General features: G+C 73.0%; 15 protein-coding genes and 1 pseudogene. 8 read left to right on the top strand and 8 right to left on the bottom strand.

Going from position 1 to position 20,888, the window contains the following annotated elements; translation table 11 throughout:
• Positions 1-110 precede the first annotated feature (110 nt).
• Both KK483_RS00220 and KK483_RS00215 read left to right on the top strand, forming a co-directional pair.
• Entirely contained in the window at positions 111-860 is a 750-nt protein-coding gene (locus KK483_RS00220; protein WP_262002695.1) for a cupin domain-containing protein, read from the top strand.
• Between the two features lie 27 nt (positions 861-887).
• A pseudogene (locus tag KK483_RS00215) lies at positions 888-1,376 on the top strand (aldehyde dehydrogenase family protein); the annotation flags it as partial.
• 94 nt (positions 1,377-1,470) lie between these two features.
• Here KK483_RS00215 and KK483_RS00210 read toward each other — a convergent pair.
• From KK483_RS00210 to KK483_RS00200, 3 genes are all read right to left on the bottom strand, one after another.
• The gene (locus KK483_RS00210; protein WP_262002694.1) at positions 1,471-5,193 is read right to left on the bottom strand and encodes a S8 family peptidase; all 3,723 of its coding nucleotides are present in this window, start codon (positions 5,191-5,193) and stop codon (positions 1,471-1,473) included.
• 434 nt (positions 5,194-5,627) lie between these two features.
• Positions 5,628-6,863: a histidinol-phosphate transaminase gene (locus KK483_RS00205; protein WP_262002692.1), complete on the bottom strand. Its 1,236-nt coding sequence runs from the start codon at positions 6,861-6,863 to the stop codon at positions 5,628-5,630.
• A gap of 145 nt (positions 6,864-7,008) precedes the next feature.
• Complete coding sequence (locus KK483_RS00200) at positions 7,009-8,634, bottom strand: acyl-CoA synthetase (protein ID WP_262009278.1); 1,626 nt, start codon at positions 8,632-8,634, stop codon at positions 7,009-7,011.
• Between the two features lie 187 nt (positions 8,635-8,821).
• On the opposite strand from KK483_RS00200, the gene KK483_RS00195 reads away from it, so the two are divergent.
• The 5 genes from KK483_RS00195 (at position 8,822) to KK483_RS00175 (ending at position 13,175) form a co-directional block, all read left to right on the top strand.
• Complete coding sequence (locus KK483_RS00195) at positions 8,822-9,622, top strand: crotonase/enoyl-CoA hydratase family protein (RefSeq protein ID WP_262002691.1); 801 nt, start codon at positions 8,822-8,824, stop codon at positions 9,620-9,622.
• A 36-nt stretch (positions 9,623-9,658) separates the two neighbouring features.
• Positions 9,659-10,627 carry a Zn-ribbon domain-containing OB-fold protein gene (locus KK483_RS00190; protein WP_262002689.1) on the top strand — a complete coding sequence of 323 codons (969 nt, stop codon included), beginning with the start codon at positions 9,659-9,661 and terminating at the stop codon, positions 10,625-10,627.
• A 2-nt stretch (positions 10,628-10,629) separates the two neighbouring features.
• On the top strand, positions 10,630-11,682 hold the full coding sequence (locus tag KK483_RS00185; RefSeq protein ID WP_262002688.1) for a thiolase domain-containing protein: 1,053 nt from the start codon (positions 10,630-10,632) through the stop codon (positions 11,680-11,682).
• The gene (locus KK483_RS00180) at positions 11,672-12,841 is read left to right on the top strand and encodes a thiolase domain-containing protein (RefSeq protein ID WP_262002687.1); all 1,170 of its coding nucleotides are present in this window, start codon (positions 11,672-11,674) and stop codon (positions 12,839-12,841) included. The genes KK483_RS00185 and KK483_RS00180 overlap by 11 nt, the downstream gene beginning before the upstream one ends.
• A gap of 91 nt (positions 12,842-12,932) precedes the next feature.
• Entirely contained in the window at positions 12,933-13,175 is a 243-nt protein-coding gene (locus KK483_RS00175) for a DUF397 domain-containing protein (protein WP_262002686.1), read from the top strand.
• A 131-nt stretch (positions 13,176-13,306) separates the two neighbouring features.
• Here KK483_RS00175 and KK483_RS00170 read toward each other — a convergent pair whose 3' ends face one another.
• Positions 13,307-13,900 (bottom strand): DinB family protein, encoded by a 594-nt coding sequence (locus KK483_RS00170; protein WP_262002685.1) that lies wholly within the window; start codon positions 13,898-13,900, stop codon positions 13,307-13,309.
• Between the two features lie 271 nt (positions 13,901-14,171).
• Here KK483_RS00170 and KK483_RS00165 point away from each other — a divergent pair, with 271 nt between their 5' ends.
• Positions 14,172-14,672 carry a hypothetical protein gene (locus KK483_RS00165; protein WP_262002684.1) on the top strand — a complete coding sequence of 167 codons (501 nt, stop codon included), beginning with the start codon at positions 14,172-14,174 and terminating at the stop codon, positions 14,670-14,672.
• 95 nt (positions 14,673-14,767) lie between these two features.
• Here the strand turns inward: KK483_RS00165 and KK483_RS00160 are convergent, their stop codons facing one another.
• The 4 genes from KK483_RS00160 to KK483_RS00145 all read right to left on the bottom strand — a co-directional run bounded on the left by KK483_RS00160 (position 14,768) and on the right by KK483_RS00145 (position 20,735).
• The gene (locus KK483_RS00160; RefSeq protein WP_262002683.1) at positions 14,768-16,954 is read right to left on the bottom strand and encodes a terpene synthase family protein; all 2,187 of its coding nucleotides are present in this window, start codon (positions 16,952-16,954) and stop codon (positions 14,768-14,770) included.
• A gap of 138 nt (positions 16,955-17,092) precedes the next feature.
• Positions 17,093-19,000, bottom strand: coding sequence for an N-acetylmuramoyl-L-alanine amidase (locus KK483_RS00155; protein WP_262002682.1), 1,908 nt, complete (start codon positions 18,998-19,000; stop codon positions 17,093-17,095).
• A gap of 271 nt (positions 19,001-19,271) precedes the next feature.
• Positions 19,272-19,550, bottom strand: coding sequence for an AMP-binding enzyme (locus tag KK483_RS00150; protein WP_399015908.1), 279 nt, complete (start codon positions 19,548-19,550; stop codon positions 19,272-19,274).
• Positions 19,551-19,613: 63 nt separating this feature from the next.
• Entirely contained in the window at positions 19,614-20,735 is a 1,122-nt protein-coding gene (locus KK483_RS00145; RefSeq protein WP_262002679.1) for an aminoglycoside phosphotransferase family protein, read from the bottom strand.
• Positions 20,736-20,888: the final 153 nt, after the last annotated feature.

Raw genomic sequence — 20,888 nt, 5'->3', positions numbered from 1 at the left:
TTCGCGCAGCATCCTCACCGTGTTGCCGATCAGCGCCCTCCCATGGACGAGACGTGCACAAGGGGCACTGTGTGCGCCGGGGGCACGTGGGGCACTGGGGGAGGGGCTCGATGTCCGGCAATCCGCGCGACGGCATACCCGCAGCGGCCGCGGGGGAGCTCCGGCGGCTGCGCCGGCTGGCGGCCACCCTGCCGGACGGCGTCGAGCTGTACCGTACGCTCCCTGACGGCGGCATCCTCCTCGCCGACCGCGGCGGCGCCCGGGAGCTCGGCCCGGACCGGGACCTCCTCCGCTTCATCGACGACGGCCAGTTCGCGCACTACCTCGTCGGCGACGCCGCCACCTCGCCCGAGCGGCCCTCCAACGCGACCGTCAAGTTCGGCCTCGTCGCCCCGCGCAGCGCCTTCACCCCGCACGCCCACGGCGGCGAGCACTTCGTCCTCAGCCTCGGCCACGCCGCCTGCGGACTGTACGACGCCGCCCGCGGCGAGGTCGCCGACATCCCCCTCACCCCCGGGACGATGATCCGCATCCCGGAGATGATGCCGCACTCCTTCGCCAACCGCGGTACGGCTCCGCTGACGATCCTGGCCGCCAACACCGGCTACGGCATCGACCACGACGACTACGCGATCACCGCCCGGGAGGCCGAGCGCCGCGCGGCCGGCGGGCCCGCGGCCGCCGGGGACGCACGCCTCGGCACCCTCACCCGGCACGCCCCCGACTACCGCGCCCTCGCCACGGCGCTGCACTCCGTCGAAACTGCACAGCGCCTGCGCGGCACGGGCACCACGAGCCTGCGGGAGCGGCTGGCGGCCCGGCTGCGCAAGGCCGCGAGCACTCTGGAGGCCCCACGGTGACCTGCCCGCACTGCGCGCAGAACCTGCTGCGGCCCGCTCAACAACGTCGCCCAGCTGGCCCGTTACGACCGGCTCCTCGCCGCGTCCGCCGCCAAGCGGAGCTTCACCGCCGGCATCGCCCCCAGTCCCGGCGAGAACGAGGGCCACTGGCGCCCGGCCCGGCTGCTCGCCGACCTCCTCGAGGACGATCCCGCCGTGGTCGAGGAGGTCTTCGGCCCGCTGCTCACCGTCCAGCAGGCGGACGACTCGCACGCGGCGCTCGCCCTCGCCAACAGCGTGCGGCAAGCCCTGGCGGCCAGCGTCTGGACCCGTGACCTGGGCGCCGGGCTCGGCCTGGCGGACGGCATCGACGCGGGGGAGGTGTGGCTCAACTGCCATCTCGTACAGAGCGCGGAGCTCCCGCACGGGGGCAGGGGAGCGTCCGGCACCGGCACCGATCTGAGCACCCTGGCCCTGCACGAGTACCAGCGACCCAAGACCATCACGGCCCGGCCGCCCGGTAACCCCTGGACCTGACCGTCCGCGCCCCACCCGGGGGCGGGCACGCCGTGACCGCCGGACGCTGCGGGCCCGTGCACCAGACCCGCAGCGTCACCCATCAGGAGCGCGGTCAGCCGGCCGGCCAGTGCGGCCAGCCCGGTGCGAACGCGCACCAGTACTCGGGGCAGCCGACCCGGTAGGCCCGGGTGACCGTCTCGGTCAGCGAAGCACCGCCGTGCTCCTCGCCCGTCACGCGGAGCGAGACCCAGCCGGACTTCAGCGCCGGCACCGTCACCTGCCGGGCTCCGTGCCGCCCGCGGACATCCGCCGGCAGCCAGCTGGCGCCGTCGTCCGTGGAGTACTGGACCGAGACCCGGTCCACGTCCGCGCGGCCCCCGGCGCCGCTCTGCCGGCCGAAACCGAGTCCGAAGGTGAACGCCCGGTCCTCCGGCACCGAGTTGTCACCGTCCAGACCGGCCATGTCGTACCGCGTGTCCAGCAGCGCCAGCGGTCGCTCCCTCGACGTGTGCTCCGAGCGGAACCGCCAGACGTCCGTGACCTTCGTGCCCAGCGACCACTCCGCGTTGTCCCGGTGCGCCGACGACGTCAGCTCGTACCACTGACCGCGCCCCGGCACATCGAAGACGCCCTGGCCGGGCTGGTCGTTGCGGTCCAGCACCGTGCCCGAGCCGTCCCGCAGCACCGTCTCCCCCGACTCCAGGTCACGGGCCGGATCGGACCGGTGCCCCGCCGCGTCCGAGAACATCGGCAGCGCGAGGCGCAGCTTGTCCCCGTCGCGGGTCGCCTGCGCCCGCCCGTCGGGACCGGTCACCGAGAGGGACGGATTGAACGGGCCCGTGAGCCAGTTGTCGCTCACCGTGCGGCCCTTGCGGTGGACCGTCGGGTTCGAGTACTGCACCCCGAGCGGCCCGTCGGCGTCGATGAGGTACTCGAACGTGGCCGTCGTCCACGGCACGTCCGGCGTGTAGTACGCCGTCATCCGGTGCGGCGCCTTGAACAGCGTCGACTGCTGGGCCAGTCGCAGGCCCCGGTGCGTCACCCAGCCGTAGACGCCCTTCGGGTCGTTCGGGTAGCCGGTCGTGCGGAAGCTGTGCTCCACCCGCGCCAGCTCGCGCCGCCGGTCCTGCCAGTGCGCACCGGCCGGCAGCCCGTCCTCGTGCGTGTGGAAGGTGAAGTACGTGCGCTCGCCGTTGCGTTGGCCCTTGATGCGCAGCGTCACCCCGCCCTTGGCGAGCCGCTCGCGCAGCAGTGCCACCCCGTGGGCGTCGATGCCCAGCGGCGGGTCGGCCACGTCGAACGACGCGTACCCCGACATCAGGATCGCCGCCGGCTGCTGCGCCTTGATCGCCGCGTAGCGCCGGTCCTGCTCGTCCCAGGGAACGGGCCAGCCCGTCTGGAAGAGCACGATCCGGTCCTTCAGCTCCAGACCGGACAGGTCCTCGCCGCTGCCCGCGTCGACGACCTGCTTCTCCAGGTCCCACTCCAGCCGCTGCCAGGACACCAGCCGCACCGGCACGTCCACCGGGCCGCCCTCGCCGCCGACGGTCGTGGCGAGCACGTAGGGCTGCTCCCAGGAGCCCGCGGAGAAGTACGTCAGCCCGGGGATCCGGCCGCTGCCGACCGCGTACGACCGGTACGCGCCGTTGTAGAGCGGCGCGGCAAGCCCGGTCGGCTCACCCGCACCGGTCGAGGAGACGATGCCGGTCGCCGAACCGCGCTCGTTGAGCCGCATGTCCGGGTCGTCCACGCCCATCGTGACCGGCTTCGCGCCCGACAGGTCGGTCGTCAGGGTGCGGTCGCCGGTGAGGGAGACCCGCCGGGCGAGGGCGACGGACGTCTCGGGCACGCTCGCCTCGCCGTGGGCGACGTACTCCCACACGCCGCCGAAGACCCGGTAGTCGCCGAGCGGAAGCCGCAGTTCCGCGGGGCCGGTGGTGAGGCCGACGAGCTGCGCCTCACCGGTCTTCTCGTTCTGCACCACCAGGTTGGTGTACGCCGCCTCGACACCGGGCCGCCGGGCGGCCGGTTCGAGGGTGAGCGTGGCGCTCGGACCCTCCGCGTCGACGCCGACGGGGGTGCGCACCGTGCGGCCGTCGCTGCCGCGCGCGGTGATCCAGGCGCTGTGCGCACCGGCGGACGCCCGGTCCGTGTCGATCCGCACGGTCGCCTCTGCGGTGCCGCCCGCGGGGACGGTCAGCTGCCGCGCGGCGAGCGAGACCGGGGCCCTGCCGTCGAGCGAGAGGCTCAGCCGCACGTCCTCGGCGCCGCCGTTGCGGTAGGTGACGGTACGGGTCGGCGTACCGGTGTACGGCCATGCCAGCTTCGCGGAGACCGCGGCGGGCGAGGCGGTGACACGGGCGGCCAGCGCACCGGGCACGTCCACGCTGCCCGCGCCCTGGTCGTACACGCCGGCGCCGTCGACCGGGTCGGCGGAGGCGACCAGCGCCGCCTTGAGCTGCCGCGCGTCCCAGTCGGGGTGCCGCTGCTTGAGGATCGCCGCCGCACCCGACACGTGCGGGGTCGCCATGGAGGTGCCGCTGATGGTCGCGTAGAACGCGCTGTCCGCGGCGGAGTCGAGGGTGCCCGCGGCACGGGCGGCGGTGATGGCACTGCCGGGCGCGGTGATCTCGGGCTTGACCCCGCCGTCGGCCAGCGCCGGGCCGCGCGAGGAGAACGACGACATCGCGCCGTCCTTGGTGACAGAGCCGACCGTCAGCGCGCTCGGCGCGGCGGCGGGTGAGCCGATGGTGCGCGGCGCGCCGTCGTTGCCGGCGGCGACGACGAACAGCGGGCCGCCGTCGGCGGACAGGGTCTCCACCGCCTGCGAGAGCGGATCGCTGCCGTCGCTCGGCAGGCTGGAGCCGAGGCTCATGGAGACGATGTCGGCGCCCTGGGCCGACGCCCACTCCATGCCTTCCAGGATCCCGCTGAACGTGCCGGAGCCGCCCGCGTCGAGTACCTTGCCGATCAGCAGCTCCGCACCGGGTGCCACACCCTTGTACCGGCCCTTGGACGCGGCGCCGCTGCCGGCGACGGTGGAGGCGACGTGCGTGCCGTGGCCGTTGAGGTCGGTGGTGCTCTCGTCCCAGGTGAAGTTCTTCTCGGCGGTGACCTTGCCCTTCAGATCGGGGTGGGCCGGGTCGTAGCCGGTGTCGAGCACCGCGACCTTCACCCCCTTGCCGTCGAGGCCGTCGCGCCAGGCCGCCGGTGCGCCGGTCAGGGCGACGGAGCGGTCCAGGCTCGCCTCGACCCTGGCGTCCAGCCACAGCCTGCCGGGCTCGGCACCGCGGGTCGCCTTGCGGGCGAGGAAGCCCTGCCAGGCAGCCGCCGCCTCGGACTTGCGCACCGAACGGGCCGTCAGGCCGAGCGCCGGGTACGTCTCCCGCTGCGCCGAGCCGCGCAGCGCGGATCCGGCCTGCGCCGTGGTGATCAGCGGGATGTCGGCGCGCGCGGCGTCGTCGTACCCCTGCGAGGCGAGCACCGTGACGTCGAACAGCTGCCGGTCCACCCGGCCGTCGGCCAGGGCCTGGGTGGCGTCGACCGGGATGACGTACTCGTGGCCGCCCGCCCGGGCCCGGGTGAACGCGATGTGCTCGCGGCCCCTGCCCGGGGTGACCCCGCTCACCTGGAGGTCGTCCCCGCTGCCGGTCAAGGCGACCCGGTCGCCGCTGACCAGCGTGACGGTGTGCTGCGCGGGCACGGCGCCCGTCGGCGCCGCAGGACGCGCGGCCGCGGGCCCGGGGTCCGGCGCGGCCGCCGCGGGCAGCCCGGTGGCCAGCAGCGCCACCGTGGTGGCTGCCACGACGGCCGCGGTTCTCGATCTGGATCTCATCCGCTGTACCAACTCCTCCAGTGCGCGGTGAACGGGGCGCCGCCGCCGGCGCTGCCGATGCCCCATTCACAGCCAGGAGTTGACGCCGCACCAGGGATCAGGCAGGCGGATACCCGCCGTGGCACAAGACCGCCACGCGAACACCCGGAGGCCCGGCCGGCTGCCCGCGCGGGCGCCCGTGCCGGGCGCGTCTGTGCGGTTGCGCGGGCGGCCGCCGAGCGGCGGTACGGTCCCGGCCCCTCGGAGTCCGCGCCGCGAGTTCGCTCGGGTGATCGGCGCGGGGGTGCCGCCCGCGCGGGCGGTTCCCCACCCGGGCCGAGCGCGCTTCCAGGCGCGGGCCGGGCGCCCGTTCCCACCGGCGCACCGCGCGCGAACCACGCGCACCTGGGGGCGGGTGGCGCCGACGCAACTCGCCACGAGACGGCGGGCCGTCCCTACGCTCTCCGCACCAGCCGGTCCACCGCCGCCGTCCCCGAGGCGTACGGCAGCACATGGGCCGGCATGGGGCCGGGCCCCTGCGGCACCGGGACGGGGGCGATGCCCGGCGCCGCCGCGTACAGCGTCCGCTCCAGCCCCGCCACCAGCCGCTGCACATCCACCTGCGGCCGCACCACCAGCCGCAGATACCGGCTGGAGCTGCCGATCTTGTTCCCGCACTCGCGGACCAGCACCCCGTGCTCCTCCAGGAGCCGGTCGCGCAGCGCCGCCCCGTCGACCCCCTCCGGCAGCCGCACGTACACGAAGTTCCCCTGCGAGGGGTAGACCGTCAGCCCCGGCAGCCGGCCCAGGTGCCAGAGCATCTCCTGCCGGTCGCGCTGCACAAGGCGCAGGCTGTGCGCGTACTCCAGCCGGTGCTCCTTGAGCATGAACACCACCGTCTCCGCGAAGGAGTTGAGGTTCCACTTCGGCAGCGCCGCCCGCACCTTCCCCGCGAGCCCCGGATTGGCCACGAGATAGCCGAAGCGCACGCCGTGCAGCCCGAAGTTCTTGCCGAGGCTGCGCAGCACGATCGTGTTCGGGCGCAGGACGGCGTCCGCGACGACGCTGGAGTCGGCCTCCGCGTCGGCGAACTCCAGGAAGGACTCGTCCACGACGACCAGGTCCAGGTCCTGCAGCTGGTCCAGGAGCGCGAGCACCCCGTGGCGCGGCAGCAGGCCGCCGTCCGGGTTGTTCGGGTTGCAGATGACCGCCGTCCGCGACCCCCGTGCGCGGACGAACTCCACGAAGGAGGCGGGGTCGAGAGCGAAGCCGTGGGACTCCGGCAGCGGGAACATGTCGACCCGCTTGCCCGTCTCCATCGGTTGGTCGGTCCACCGCCCGAACGTCGGTACTGGAACGGCCAGCGATCCCCGCACCAGCAGGTGGTCGATCCAGGTGATGAGCTCGGTCGAGCCGTTGCCCATCGCGACGGTCCCCGGATTGAGCCCGAGGACCGCGCACAGCTCGGCCGTGATCGTGTCCGCGCTGCTCGGGTAGTAGGTGAGGATCTCCCGCAACCGTTCGCCCAGCGCCTCGAACATCTCGGGCGTCGGGAAGTACGGATTGCACGGGATGCAGAAGTCGACGATGGACCGTGCGTCCCCTGCCACCCGGCTCAGCGAGGCGTACGAGGGACTGTGCGCCGTGGACGCGCGGAAGAGCTCGGTGACATTGCTGCCGGCTTCGGCCATGGGGATCCTCCGGAGGTGGCTGGCTGCTGCCCGCCGGGGAATACGTAGGTCCGCACCGTCCTGCTCAACCCATGTGACATATGAGGCCGTTGTGACGCAGGACCCAGCCGCCGGCGCCCGACCCCGTCGCCCTCGGGGGAACGCTCTACCGAGCGTCCGCCTCCGTCGCCACCGCCCGCGCCCACCGGTAGTCCGCCTTGCCGCTCGGCGAGCGCTGGATCGCCGGTGCGATCACGAGCTGGCGCGGGATCTTGTAGCCGGCGAGCCGGGTGCGGCAGTGCGCCTGCACACGCTCCAGGTCCAGCGGCGCCGCCCCCTCCCGCAGCTGTACGACCGCGGCCACATGGTTGCCCCATGTCTCGTCGGGCACGCCCGCCACCAGCGCGTCATACACGTCCGGATGGGCCTTGAGCGCCTGCTCGACCTCCTCCGGGTAGACTTTCTCGCCGCCCGTGTTGATGCACTGCGAGCCGCGCCCGAGCACGGTGACGATGCCCTCCTCGTCGACCGTCGCCATGTCGCCGAGCAGCACCCACCGCTCCTCGCCCTTCGTGAAGAAGGTCTCGGCCGTCTTGCGCGGATCGTTGTAGTAGCCGAGCGGCACATGGCCATGCTGGGCGATGCGCCCCGGCTCGCCGACGCCGACCGGCTCGCAGCTGACCGGGTCGACCACCTGCGTACGGGCGTTGACGCGCAGCCTGAAGCCCCTGTCCTGGCCCGAGTCGTCCGTCGCCGTACCGTTGAAACCGGACTCCGACGAACCGAAGTTGTCGAGCAGCATCACGTTCGGCGCGAGCGCCCTGAACTGGTTGCGCACGGTCTCGGACATGATCGCGCCGGACGAGGACACACTGAACAGCGACGACAGGTCCGTGCCCTTCAGCGGCCCGTTCAGCGCGTCGATCAGCGGCCGCAGCATCGCATCGCCGACCAGCGAGACCGACGTCACCCGCTCCCGTTCGATGGTCCGCAGCACCTCCTCCGGCACGTACTTGCGGTGCAGCACCACCCGCTGGCCGAAGTTGAAGCCGATGAACGCCGTCAGCGTCGACGTGCCGTGCATCAGCGGGGGAGTGGGGAAGAACGTGATGCCGTCACCGCCCGCCGCCACCCGCTCGGCGAGCTCCTCGGGCCGCTTCACCGCCTCCCCGGTCGGCGCGCCCCCGCCGAGCGCCGCGAAGAAGAGGTCCTCCTGCCGCCACATCACACCCTTGGGCATACCGGTCGTGCCGCCCGTGTAGATGATGAACTGGTCGTCCGCGGAGCGCGGCGCGAAACCGCGCTCCGGCGAGCCGGCCGCCTCCGCGTCCGCGAACGCCGTGCAGCCGTCGAGCGCCGGCGCCCCCTCGGGCGGCGTCCCCACCCGGACGAGATGCCGCAGCTTCTCCGTCCGCGGCAGCGCGGCCGCGACCCGCTCCGTGAACTCGGCGTCGAAGACGAGGGCGGCGAGGTCCGCGTCGCGGTAGAGGTAGACCAGCTCGTCCGCCACATAGCGGTAGTTGACGTTGACGGGCACGAGCCGCGCCTTCACACAGGCGAGGACCGTCTGCAGGTACTCGACACCGTTGTACAGGTGCAGCCCGAGGTGCTCGCCCGGTTCCAGCCCGGCGGCGACGAGATGGTGCGCGATCCGGTTCGCGGCGGCGTCCAGCTCCGCGTACGTGAGCCGGCGCTCCGCCCCCGTACCGGGATGGTCCGCGTACGCCAGTGCCTCGCGGTCCGGGACCACGTCCACGACCGACTCGAACAGGTCGGCAAGGTTGTACTCCACCATTCCTCCTGACCCCGGTCCGGCACGCACGGCACAACGCCTCGGAGCGGTCATTAGAGCGCCGCCGCGTACAACTGGGAAGGGGTCCCGCACAAGAAATCTGACTGTGTGTCAGAAAACTATTGAACTGGGCCCGGGCCTACTGCAACCTGTTCCAGGTACGCGGACGGGAGGCGGGAGGACGGTCATGGCTGGTACGGAACACCTCACCGTGCAGCGCGAAGGCGCCACGCTGGTGCTCACCCTCAACAGGCCGGAGGCGAAGAACGCGCTGTCGCTGCCGATGCTCGTCGGACTCCACGACGGCTGGCTGGAGGCCGACGCGGACGACGGCATCCGCTCCGTCGTCCTCACCGGAGCGGGCGGCTCGTTCTGCGCCGGGATGGACCTCAAGGCCCTGGCGGGCAGGGGAATGGAGGGCGAGCAGTACCGCGACCGGCTCAAGGCCGACCCCGATCTGCACTGGAAGGCGATGCTGCGCCACCACCGCCCGCGCAAACCCGTGCTCGCCGCCGTCGAAGGCCACTGCGTGGCAGGCGGCACCGAGATCCTCCAGGGCACCGACATCCGGGTCGCGGGCGCGGGCGCCACCTTCGGGCTCTTCGAGGTCAAGCGCGGACTCTTCCCCATCGGCGGCTCGACCGTGCGCCTCCAGCGCCAGATCCCGCGCACCCACGCCCTCGAAATGCTGCTCACCGGCCGCCCCTACACCGCCGCCGAAGCCGAACGCATCGGCCTCGTCGGCCATGTCGTCCCCGACGGCACCGCCCTGGAGAAGGCGCTCGCCATCGCCGAGCAGATCAACGCCTGCGGCCCGCTGGCGGTGGAGGCGGTCAAGGCGTCCGTCTACGAGACCGCGGAGATGACGGAGACCGAGGGACTGGCGGCCGAACTCAAGCGCGGCTGGCCCGTCTTCGACACCGCCGACGCGAAGGAGGGCGCCCGCGCGTTCGCGGAGAAGCGCGCCCCCGTCTACCGCCGGGCGTGATCCTCCCCGCCCCGCACCCCACCCCAAGGAGCCCCCATGTCCCCCACCCCTGCACCGGAGGTGCTCCGCGCACCCCTCGTCCTCGAGTTCCCCTTCACCCGGTCGCTCGGCCCCGTCCAGTCCGCCTTCCTCACCGGCCTGCGCGAGCGCACCGTCCTCGGCGTCAGGACCGCCGCCGGCCGCGTCCTCGTCCCGCCCGTCGAGTACGACCCCGACACCGCCGACGAACTGCGCGACCTCGTGGAGGTCGCCGCCACCGGCACCGTCACCACCTGGGCGTGGAACCACGAGCCCCGCCCCGGCCAGCCGCTCGCGACCCCCTTCGCCTGGGCCATGGTGAGGCTCGACGGCGCCGACAGCGCCCTCCTCCACGCCCTCGACGCCCCCGGCCCCGACGCCGTACGCACCGGAATGCGGGTCCGTGTCCGCTGGGCGGCCGAGCGCACCGGAGCCATCACCGACATCGCCTGCTTCGAGGCGTACGAAGGCGACGAGTCCGGCCGGGCCCGCGAGCACAGCGGCACGTTCGAGGACCCCGTCACCGGCATCGTCGCCCCCGCACGCCTCGACTACACCTACACCCCCGGCCGCGCCCAGGCCCGCCATCTCGCCGCCCTCGCCGAGCAGCGCACCACCGGCGAACGCTGCCCGTCCTGCCGCAAGGTGTACGTCCCGCCCCGCGGCGCCTGCCCCACCTGCGGCGTCGCCACCGCCGAGCAGGTCGAGGTCGGCCCCCGCGGCACCGTCACCACGTACTGCATCGTCAACATCAAGTCTCGTCATCCGGCGACCCTCGATATCGAAGTGCCCTACGTCTACGCGCACATCGCCCTCGACGGCGCCGGCCTCGCCCTGCACGGCCGTATCGCCGGCATCCCGTACGACCAGGTGCGCATGGGGCTGCGCGTCGAACCCGTCTGGGCCGAAGGGGGCCGCCACCCCGACCACTACCGGCCCACCGGCGAACCCGACGCCGACTACGACACCTACAAGGAGCTGCTGTAGCCATGCGAGACGTCGCGATCGTCGCCTTCTCCCAGACCGGCCACCGGCGCAGCAGCGAAGAGCTCTCCGAGGTCGAGATGCTCATGCCCGTCCTGCACGACGTCCTCGGACAGACCGGGCTGCGCACCGGGGACATCGGCTTCACCTGCTCCGGCTCCTCCGACTACCTCGCAGGCCGCGCCTTCTCCTTCACGATGGCCCTCGACGGCGTCGGCGCCTGGCCGCCGATCTCCGAGTCGCACGTCGAGATGGACGGCGCCTGGGCCCTGTACGAGGCGTGGGTGAAGCTCCTCACCGGCGACGCGGACACCGCGCTGGTCTACTCGTACGGCAAGTCCTCGCCCGGCTCCGTGCGCGATGTGCTCACCCGCCAGCTCGACCCCTACTACGTCGCCCCGCTCTGGCCCGACGCCGTCGCCGTCGCCGCGCTCCAGGCCCAGGCGCTCATCGACGCCGAGCACACCAGCGAACGCGCACTCGCCGGGATCGCCACCCGCAGCCGCACCGCCGCGTCCGCCAACCCGCACGCCCAGCTGCGCGGCCCGCGCCCGCAGGGCGACTACGTCGTACGGCCGCTGCGCACCGGAGACTGCCCGCCCGTCTCCGACGGCGCCGCCGCGGTGATCCTCGCCGCCGGCGACACCGCCCGCGAACTGTGCGAACGCCCCGCCTGGATCCGCGGCATGGACCACCGCATCGAACCGCACAGCCTCGGCGTGCGCGACCTCACCGACTCGCCCTCCACCCGTCTCGCCGCCGAACGCGCCGGAGCCTTCGAACGGCCCGTCGACACCGCCGAACTGCACGCCCCCTTCACCTCACAGGAGGTCGTGCTCCGCAGGGCCCTGAAGCTCGACGACACCGTCACCGTCAACCCGTCCGGCGGCGCGCTCGCCGCCAACCCCGTCATGGCCGCCGGCCTCATCCGGCTCGGCGAGGCCGCCGCCCGCATCCACCGCGGCGCGTCCGACCGCGCCCTCGCGCACGCCACCTCGGGCCCCTGCCTCCAGCAGAACCTGGTCGCCGTCCTCGAAGGAGAGCCGCATGTCCGCTAAGGAGCCCGTGGCCGTCGTCGGCATCGGCCAGACCAAGCACGTGGCCGCCCGCCACGACGTCTCCATCGCCGGACTCGTCCGCGAGGCCGCCCGCAGCGCCCTCGACGACGCCGAGCTGACCTGGGCGGACATCGACGCCGTCGTCATCGGCAAGGCCCCCGACTTCTTCGAGGGCGTGATGATGCCGGAGCTGTACCTCGCCGACGCCCTCGGCGCCGTCGGCAAACCGATGCTGCGCGTCCACACCGCGGGCTCCGTCGGCGGCTCCACCGCACTCGTCGCCGCGGGTCTCGTCGCCGCCCGCGTCCACGGCACCGTCCTCACCCTCGCCTTCGAGAAGCAGTCCGAGTCGAACGCCATGTGGGGCCTGTCGCTGCCCATCCCGTTCCAGCAGCCGCTGCTCGCCGGCGCGGGCGGCTTCTTCGCCCCGCACGTGCGCGCGTACATGCGCCGCAGCGGTGCGCCCGACACCGTCGGCTCCCTCGTCGCCTACAAGGACCGCCGCAACGCCCTCAAGAACCCGTACGCCCATCTGCACGAGCACGGCATCACCCTGGAGAAGGTCCAGGCATCGCCGATGCTGTGGGACCCGATCCGCTACTCGGAGACCTGCCCGTCCTCCGACGGCGCCTGCGCGATGGTCCTCACCGACCGGGCGGGCGCCGCCCGTTCACCGCGACCGCCCGCCTGGATGCACGGAGGCGCGATGCGCAGCGAACCCACCCTCTTCGCCGGCAAGGACTTCGTCTCCCCACAGGCCGGCAAGGACTGCGCGGCCGACGTCTACCACCAGGCGGGCATCGCCGACCCGCGCCGCGAGATCGACGCCGTCGAGATGTACGTCCCGTTCTCCTGGTACGAGCCGATGTGGCTGGAGAACCTCGGGTTCGCCGCGGAGGGCGAGGGCTGGAAGCTCACCGAGTCCGGCGCCACCGAACTCGACGGCGACCTGCCCGTCAACCCGTCCGGAGGCGTGCTCTCCACCAACCCCATCGGCGCCTCCGGCATGATCCGGTTCGCCGAGGCCGCGCTCCAGGTGCGCGGCCAGGCGGGCGAACACCAGGTGGACGGCGCCCGCAGGGCGCTCGGCCACGCCTACGGAGGCGGCTCGCAGTTCTTCTCCATGTGGCTCGTCGGCGCCGAGCCCCCGGCGAACTGAGCCACCACGTTCCGCCACGCCCCGCGGCCTGTCCGTGACCGGCGACGATCGCTAGTCTGAGCGCGGACGACGAACCGGGAGGAGTACGGACGTGGCCGAGAGCATCACCAGGCAGCAGCCGCTTTCGGGCTGGAGCAAGCCGGACCTCGACCTCAGCCAGGCGGACTGGCGGTCGGGCACCCAGGGCGCGGGCGACGTCCAGATCGCCTTCGTCGAGGGCTTCATCGCGATGCGCAACGCCGGGCGCCCCGAGAGCCCCTCACTGATCTTCACACCGGGCGAGTGGCGCGCCTTCGTCCTCAACGCACGCGAGGGAGAGTTCGACCTCACCTGACCCGCCGCGACCCCCCGGACGGCGACGGTCTGCGAACGCGGCCGGGACCGCGACACCAACCGGCCCGTGGGCGGGCCCACGGGCCGAGCTGCGCGCGGTCGCGGGCCCGGCCGCGGGCCCGGCGGACGGCATCAGCGGTGATCCGCTTCCCGCGCCACGCGCTCCAGCCGGCGCCGGTGGCTCCCCCACGACGTCCGATCGCCCGGCGGCATGCTCGCGTTCCCCTCCCACATTCCCACGGCCCCGTCGATGAGCTCGCGGACGATGTCGGCATGGCCGGCGTGCCGGTGGGTGTCGGCGAGCACACGCACCAGGACGTGATGCAAGGTCACCTCGCGTCGCTCCTCCGGCCACCACGGGACGTGCCCGACCGCGTCGAGCGCCAGCGCGGCGACCGCGGCGTCCGAGTGCGCCCACACCCGTCGGTACAGCCCGACGATCGCCTCGCGCGACTCGTCGGCAGCGGCCCACATGTCCGCGTTGGGCTCGGCGTCCTCCAGGTACCAGGGCGGAGGCGCGTCGAAGAACGGCCTGCCGAACGTGTCGCCGAAGTACCCCGCCTCCACACCGGCGAGGTGTTTGACCAGCCCCAGCAGGTTCGTGCCGGTCGGCGTCAGCGGACGGCGGACGTCGTACTCGGGCAGCCCGTCGAGCTTCCACAACAGGGCCTCACGGGCGACTTGCAGATAGCGGAGCAGGTCCGCCTTCGCACTCGACTCGATCATGCCGGGCAGTCTCCCACTCGCCACTGACAGCCCGTGCCGGCAGCGATACCCGCCGTCGGGGAAGCACGGGCGGCGGACATCGCCGGTGGTACGAGAGCCGTCGCATTGCGACGGTCCTCGTCCCGTGCGGCCGGGACGGCACACCGGCCCATGAGCGCGACGGGCCCCACCACGGAGCAGGTCCTTCCCCGTCCTCCGCGCGGGCGGCCGCGGCGCCGGCCCCGGCCACCCAGGTCCCCGTCCCGAGCCCCCGTGCACGTACCATTGCCGCATGTCCTTCCTCCGCCGCCGCAGCGCCGCCACCCCCGCCGGCCCGGACTTCGACGTCCTGGCCATGGACCCGGGGGATTGGCCCGGAAACCTCGGCGCCGGGCTGCTGCCCGCACCCGACGGGAGCTGCCAGGGCGTCTTCCTCCGCTACGACCTGTTCGGCGGCCGCGGCCCCGCGATGATCATCGGCAATCTGCCCGAGGGCTCACCCGCCCGGGAGCTCACCGAGGGGCAGATCCCCTTCGAGGTCGCCCAGCTGCTCGCCGCGCTGGAGAACGACGAGGAGGTCACCGTCACCGGCACCGAGGACGTGCCGGTGATGCAGGGCGACAACCTGCTGATCGTGCGCCGGATCAAGCTCTCCGAGAGCCGGATCTCCTGCGTCCAGTTCGACCGCAGCGACAACGTCCTCGTCACGATCGCCAGCTGGGACCGCCCCATCACCGACGATCTGTACGCGCTGCTCAAGCCGCTGCCCGCGGAGCTCTTCCAGCAGGGCTGACCCGCCCCGCCCGCCTGGCCCGCCCGATCCACCGGACGACCGGCCGGCCTGCCGTACCCGAAACGGCAGGCCGCACGGATACCCGGACCCGCGGGCTACCGCAGCAACGCCACCACCCCCGCCGCCGCCCTGCCGATCGCCGTCGGCCCCCCGGTCCGCAGCGGCGAACCGGCGCCGCGCCGCACGTCCCCCTCCCCGTAGCGGCGCACACTGCGGTGCCAGTGCAGGATCCCCGCGACCCAGTCCTCCAGCTCCCGCACATACGCGTCGAGCGCGGCCCTGCCCTTCGCGTCCAGCCCGAAGTCCTCGCACAGCACCGGCAGTTCGTGCCGCTTCACATGCTCGTACTGACGCAGCCGCGAGCGCATCAGATCATCCGTGATCGCCACGGCGGCCGGGTAGTCGCAGCCGAAGAACGACTGCACCACCAGGACGACGTTGTGCACCTCGCCCTCGACCTCGATCTCCTTCTGGTACGAGAACAGGTCGTTCAGGAAGGCCGCGTAGTCCGCCAGGGAGTTCTCCAGGCTCCGCACCGTCCCGCTCCGGTGGATCTCCGGCGGCAGCTCCGCCTCGTGCCGCAGCCGGCACAACATCATCGTCAGACCCGAGCCGAACGTGTCACGCCGCATCTCGATGTAGTCGACCGGATCGGGCACCCGGTGCTGTGCCTGGTTGTGCAGCTCCCACAGCCAGCTGTCGAGCATCGCGTCGAGCGCGCCGCGCAGCTCGGCCCGCGCTTTGCCGCCCATCGGCCCGGCCGTCCGCGCCCACAGGTCCGCGAGCGCCCACTCCATCGGGCTCACCGCACCCGCGGCCCCCGCGGCCGGGTCGTCGACGGGCATCCGGTCCTTCAACCGCTCCGTGCACACCTTCGCCGCGCCGAGATCACGCGGCCGCCCGAACACCAGTGGGTAGTAGTCGTCCCCGTACGTCCCCCAGGTCAGCCACTCGGCGCTGAGCTCCAGCTCCTCCGGCGAGGCGTCCGGATCGAGCCCCGCCGAGCACAGCGCGAAGTCGAAACCGACGAGCATCTCCTCGTCCCAGATGTCCTCCAGCAGACCCATCCGGCCCGCCCACTCCACCGACCGCCGCCGGGCCTCGTCCGCGTGGGGACCGACCGTCAGCGGGAACGGGCAGTCGAAGTCCGGCAGCAGCGACGGGCCGGTCCGCCGGTGCGGCACGTGGGTGAGGCTCCGTCGCCGCGCCGCCGCCGGACGCCCGAACAGCGTCCTCACATCGAGCGCCGACGTGCCGAGCACCCCGCCGACGAGCGACGGCCCGGTCCGCACCCCCTTGTTCATATAGCGGCTCGACCGCAAGTGCCATTCATGACCGCCGGACTGCCAGTCCTGGAGCCCCTTCGCATACGCGGCGATCGCCGCGCCCTCCGCCGGGTCCAGCCCCTGCGACGCGCACAGCGCCGGCACTTCCGTCAGCGCCGTGTTCTCGAACTGCTGGAGCCGCGACGTCAGCAGATCGTTGACGGCTTCGGCCGCCTCCTGCGTCGTGCACCCCAGGAAGGTCTCAAGGACGAGCACGCCGTTGCTGTTCTCACCCTCGTCACGGACCTCACGCTCGTACGAGAACAGGTCGTTGCGCAGATGGACCGCGTCCGCGAACGCGTCCCGCAGCACCCGCAGCGGACGCGCCCCCGCCACCTGCGCCGGCACCTCCGCGCCCGCCGCGTACTCGACAAGACCCGCCGACCACGGCGCCCCGCCCACCTTGCGGCGCATCTCGATGTACTCGACCGGGTTGGCGATCCGGCCCTCGTTGATGTTGTCGAGCTCCCACAGCGACTCGTTCAGCAGATGCTCCGTCGCCTCCGCGAACCTGGCCCGCCACGCCGCCGACATGCTCGGCACGGTCCGCGCCCACAGATCCGCCAGCCCCGCCTCGACCTGGTTCACCGGCTCCGGCGTGCCCCGCGCGCCATCCGGCGGCATGAACGCGGGCAGCCGGTCGAGATACGCCTTGCCGCCCTCCCGGTCCCCGCTGCGCTTGAAGACCTCCAGGAAGTGGTCGTCGAAGAAGAACACCCACACGTACCAGTCCGTGACGAGCGAGAGCGCCTCGGCCGAGCAGTCGGGATGGGTGTACGCACACAGCAGGGCGTAGTCGTGCGCGTCGAGGTCCTCCTGCTCCCAGATCCCCGACCCCTCCAGCATGCCCATGCGGCGCGCCCACTCGCTGGTGTGCTCCCGCGCCACATCGACATGCGGGTTGAGCCGTGCCGGATACGGTACGTAGAAATCCGGCAGTTCGAAGGGCTGTGCCATGCGTGCCCGGCCTTTCGGTGTGCGTCCGCGCGAGCCGCGCGGACCGGTCGCGTACGGGCCAGCCCTACCCGTCGCCCGTCCGGCCCACGCGACCGCCGTGATCACCCGTGCGGATGAACCCGCAGCGCACACGCCTCGCTAGGGATGCAGCACGCGCACATCCGCCGCCTTCACGAACGCGACCCGGTGCCCGAACTGGATCTCGTAGTACACCTCCTGGCCGCGCACCACCGTGTGCCCGCTCGTGTCGAACGTCGTCGCGTAGTAGTACTCGCCCGGCGTCCGCTCACCGGCTACGTACCGCTGCCCGGCGAGCAGCCTGTACGGCAGCGGAGTCACGGCCTGCACCGGGACGCCCGCCGGATACGCCGACGGCTCCGGGTACGCCCGCCCGTACACCGGCACCTCGGCGAGGCCCTCCCGCGGCGTGAGGACCGCGGCCCGCGCACCCACCGCCGTCGGCTCCGAACGCGGGTTGTGGAACCACGCCTTCTGCCCCAGGTACCAGATCGCCGTCCAGTCACCGCGCCGCTCCGCGACCGCGTACTGCTGGCCCGTCGAAGCGCGCGCCCCCGTGTCGTTCACGCCGTCCGTGGAGCCCGCGCCGTCCGGCCGCAGGCCGGCGTCCTTCACGAGCGGGGCCGACGCGTCCGGCGCCGTGTGCAGCCGCACCGCGCCCGAACCGTGCGGGGCGCACGCGTCCCCGGGCTTCGCGCAGCTCGTGTACGTCGGCCGATGGCTCTCGTAGTCCGGACGGACCGTCACCACGGCCGCGCCCGGGCCCGCGGTCGGCACGAACGGCCTGCCGAGCAGCGTGAAGTAGTGCGCCCAGTCCCAGTACGGGCCCGGATCGGTGTGCATCCCGGGGATCGTCGACGGCACCGTGCCCGGCACGTTGTCGTGGCCGATGATGTGCTGGCGGTCGAGCGGGATGTCGTACCGCTGGGCGAGGTAGCGCACGAGGCGCGCCGACGTCCGGTACATCGCCTCCGTGTACCAGGCGTCCGGGTTGACGAGGAAGCCCTCGTGCTCCAGGCCGATCGACTTGGCGTTGACGAACCAGTTGCCGGCGTGCCAGCCGACGTCCGCGAGCCGCAGATGCTGGGCCACATGCCCGTCGGAGGAGCGCAGCGAGTACTGCCAGGACACGTACTCCGGGTTCTGGACCAGCTGGAGGGTGGTGTCCCAGCTCGCCTCGGTGTCGTGGATGACGATGTAGTCGACCGACTGCGACCCGGGCCGCTGCGCCTTGTCGTGGTTGCCGTAGTCCCCCTCGCCGAACTCCTCGTACGGCGCGGGGATCCACTCGCACGCCACCGACCGCGGACACTCCGTCAGACCGGCGTCCACCGTGCGCAGCCCGAGCCCGGCGGCGGTAGCCGTGTCCGGCCGGACGCCGGCGTCGGCGGCCAGCGCGACCCGCTGGCCGCTGTCGGTGACCCGGCTGGGACCGGACCGGATGACGTCGTACACGTCGTCGGCGTATGTCCTCGCCGTGGCCGTGTCGTCGGCGCCGGAGAAGCGCGCCACCGCCCCGTACCAGTCCGCCGGATCCGCGCTCGGCTGCTGCCCCAGCTCGCGCTGCGCGTCGGCGAGCAGCGCGGCGCCGCCCCGGATGTTCGCCCCGGGGCTGGTGCGCAGCCGCTCCGCCGGGAGCCCGGTGAGCGCCGCGGCCCGCTCCAGCGTCCGCAGCCGGGCCGGGAGCGCCGACAGGTCCGGCAGGTCCGCGGCCACGCGCGGAGCCGGCACCGGCCGGGCGGTGTCCCCGCGCGGATCCTCACCCTCGTGCGAGTGATGCGGCGCGTCCGCGAGGGCCGCCCGGGCGTCGGTCAGATGCATCGGCCCGTACCCGCCGGTGACGCTCGGCGCGCCACCGTGCCCGTCCCAGCGGGACTGGAGGTACGAGACGGCCAGCAGCACGCTCTCCGGCACGGAGTACTCGGCGGCCGCGGCGGCGAAGTCCCGCTGCAGCGCATCGGGCCCGGGCCGCTCCGCGGTGGCGGACGGAGCGGCCGAGCCCAGCGTCAGGAGCAGCGCCGCGACCACCGCCCCCCGGCTGCGCGCTCTTCTCGGTCGGACGAGGGCGGATGCCTGCAATGCAGCCTCCAGTGACGGATGGTGCGCGAGGGACCCGTCCAGGGGTAGCGGCTCCCGGACGATCCGTCAATGAGGCGCAACGACGGGCGATTTCCCGTCACCGGTGAAGGGCCGCGGCCTGCGGCGCGTCAGTGGCGTCGACCAATGACCGGGACTGCTCCCCGTAGGAACCCCGCGTCAGGAACCCCGCGTCACGAAACCCGCCGTCAGGAAACCCGCGTCAGGACCCGGCCCGCGCCAGATGCGCATCCCGGAGCTCCCGCTTGAGGATCTTGCCCGTGGCGTTGGTGGGCAGCACATCGACGAACTCGACCAGGCGCGGGTACGTGTAGCTCGCCATCGACTCCCTGCACCACGCGACGAGCTCGGCCGCGGACAGCTGCGCACCCGGCGCCCGCACCACGTACGCCACGACCTCCTCGCCGTGGCTGTCGTGGGGAACGCCGATGACGGCGGCCATGCCCACCGCGGGGAACGCGACAGAGCGCTGCGCGCCCAGTGTGTCGGCACTGGACGCGCAGCGCTCTTCCCCCTCATAGCGGCTGTTCGCCGCCGTTGACGGTCAGCGAGTGCCGACCGCAGCGCGCACGGCCCGCCGTGCCAGCGCGCAGTCGTCGTGCAGCCGCCGCAACAGCAGCCGCTGCTCCTCCCCGGAGGAGACGGCACCGGGCCCCGGCGCTACGGTTCCGGCCGGAGCCGCCTCCCGCATCGTCCGCTGCACCGCCGTCTCGTACGTCCGGATCTCCCGGGTCAGCACCAGCATCAGGTTGACCAGGAACGCGTCCCGGGCAGCCGGGCCCGACTGCTGGGCCAGCTGGCTGATGTGCCTGCGGGCCAGCGGGGCGTCGCCCAGGACGGCCCAGAGCGTCGCCAGGTCGTACCCGGGCAGATACCAGCCCGCGTGCTCCCAGTCGACGAGCACCGGACCCGTCGGCGCCAGCAGGATGTTCGACAGCAGGGCGTCCCCGTGGCAGAACTGGCCCACACCCTGCCGACCGCTCGCCTGCGCGAGGCCGTGGAGCAGCTTCTGGAGATCGCCCAGATCACGGTCGGTGAAGAGCCCGAGCTCGTGATAGCGCGCGATCCGCGAGGCGTAGTCCAGCGGGGCGTCGAACATCCCGGCAGGCGGCCGCCACGAGTTCAGCCGGGCGATCGCCCCCAGCGCCGCCCGTACGTCCGCACGCGGCGGGGCCTCCGAGGGGTGCCTCGCCAGGGCGGCCGGACGGCCCGCCATCCGCTCGATCACCAGCGTGCAGTTCTCCGGATCCGCGGCGATGAGCCGCGGCGCCCGCACCGGCGGGCGGTGCCGGACGAACGCACGGTAAGCACTTATCTCGTGCCGGAACCGCTCGGCCCACACCGGTGACTGGTCCAGTAAACACTTGGCGACCGCCGTCGCGCGCCCGGTGCTGCCGACGAGCAGGACCGAGCGTCCGCTCCTGCGCAGCACCTGCACCGGATTGAACTCTGGGCAGATCCTGTGCACCGACGCGATCGCCATGCGCAGCTGCGCGCCCTGGGGGCCGGACAGGTCGATTCTCCCGCTGAGCGGTTGGCCGGCGGCCGGCGGCCAGCGCCGTGCCGTCCTTCCGACCGGGGAGGGGTCGAGGAACGGCCTGCCGCCGACCGGTACGGAACGCTGCGGCCGGGGCGGGGCGGACACGGAGGACGATGCTGTGTACATGGGCGAGACAGATCCCTTCGTGTGCCGACAAGTCGCGTGCGCCGCCCCCCGCCCCGGAAGCCTTCGGCACCCTGGGGAGTGCGACCGGGCCGCCGGGGCGGGGTGGCGCGTTCCTACCTGACACCGGCCCGCGGGTGGCACACCATCTGGCGG

The organism is Streptomyces sp. FIT100 (assembly GCF_024584805.1).
Classification (GTDB): domain Bacteria; phylum Actinomycetota; class Actinomycetes; order Streptomycetales; family Streptomycetaceae; genus Streptomyces.
Note: the sequence above shows the minus strand (reverse complement) of the source record. Positions and strands in the feature narration are given on the sequence as shown.

Excerpts from the sequence above, each read along its gene's own strand:
- KK483_RS00190 (WP_262002689.1), top strand. The coding sequence starts at position 9,659 with ATGTCCCCCACCCCTGCACCGGAGGTGCTCCGCGCACCCCTCGTCCTC.
- KK483_RS00160 (WP_262002683.1), bottom strand. The coding sequence starts at position 16,954 with ATGGCACAGCCCTTCGAACTGCCGGATTTCTACGTACCGTATCCGGCA.
- KK483_RS00210 (WP_262002694.1), bottom strand. The coding sequence starts at position 5,193 with ATGAGATCCAGATCGAGAACCGCGGCCGTCGTGGCAGCCACCACGGTG.
- KK483_RS00145 (WP_262002679.1), bottom strand. The coding sequence starts at position 20,735 with ATGTACACAGCATCGTCCTCCGTGTCCGCCCCGCCCCGGCCGCAGCGT.
- KK483_RS00185 (WP_262002688.1), top strand. The coding sequence starts at position 10,630 with ATGCGAGACGTCGCGATCGTCGCCTTCTCCCAGACCGGCCACCGGCGC.
- KK483_RS00220 (WP_262002695.1), top strand. The coding sequence starts at position 111 with ATGTCCGGCAATCCGCGCGACGGCATACCCGCAGCGGCCGCGGGGGAG.
- KK483_RS00170 (WP_262002685.1), bottom strand. The coding sequence starts at position 13,900 with ATGATCGAGTCGAGTGCGAAGGCGGACCTGCTCCGCTATCTGCAAGTC.
- KK483_RS00165 (WP_262002684.1), top strand. The coding sequence starts at position 14,172 with ATGTCCTTCCTCCGCCGCCGCAGCGCCGCCACCCCCGCCGGCCCGGAC.
- KK483_RS00205 (WP_262002692.1), bottom strand. The coding sequence starts at position 6,863 with ATGGCCGAAGCCGGCAGCAATGTCACCGAGCTCTTCCGCGCGTCCACG.
- KK483_RS00180 (WP_262002687.1), top strand. The coding sequence starts at position 11,672 with ATGTCCGCTAAGGAGCCCGTGGCCGTCGTCGGCATCGGCCAGACCAAG.
- KK483_RS00195 (WP_262002691.1), top strand. The coding sequence starts at position 8,822 with ATGGCTGGTACGGAACACCTCACCGTGCAGCGCGAAGGCGCCACGCTG.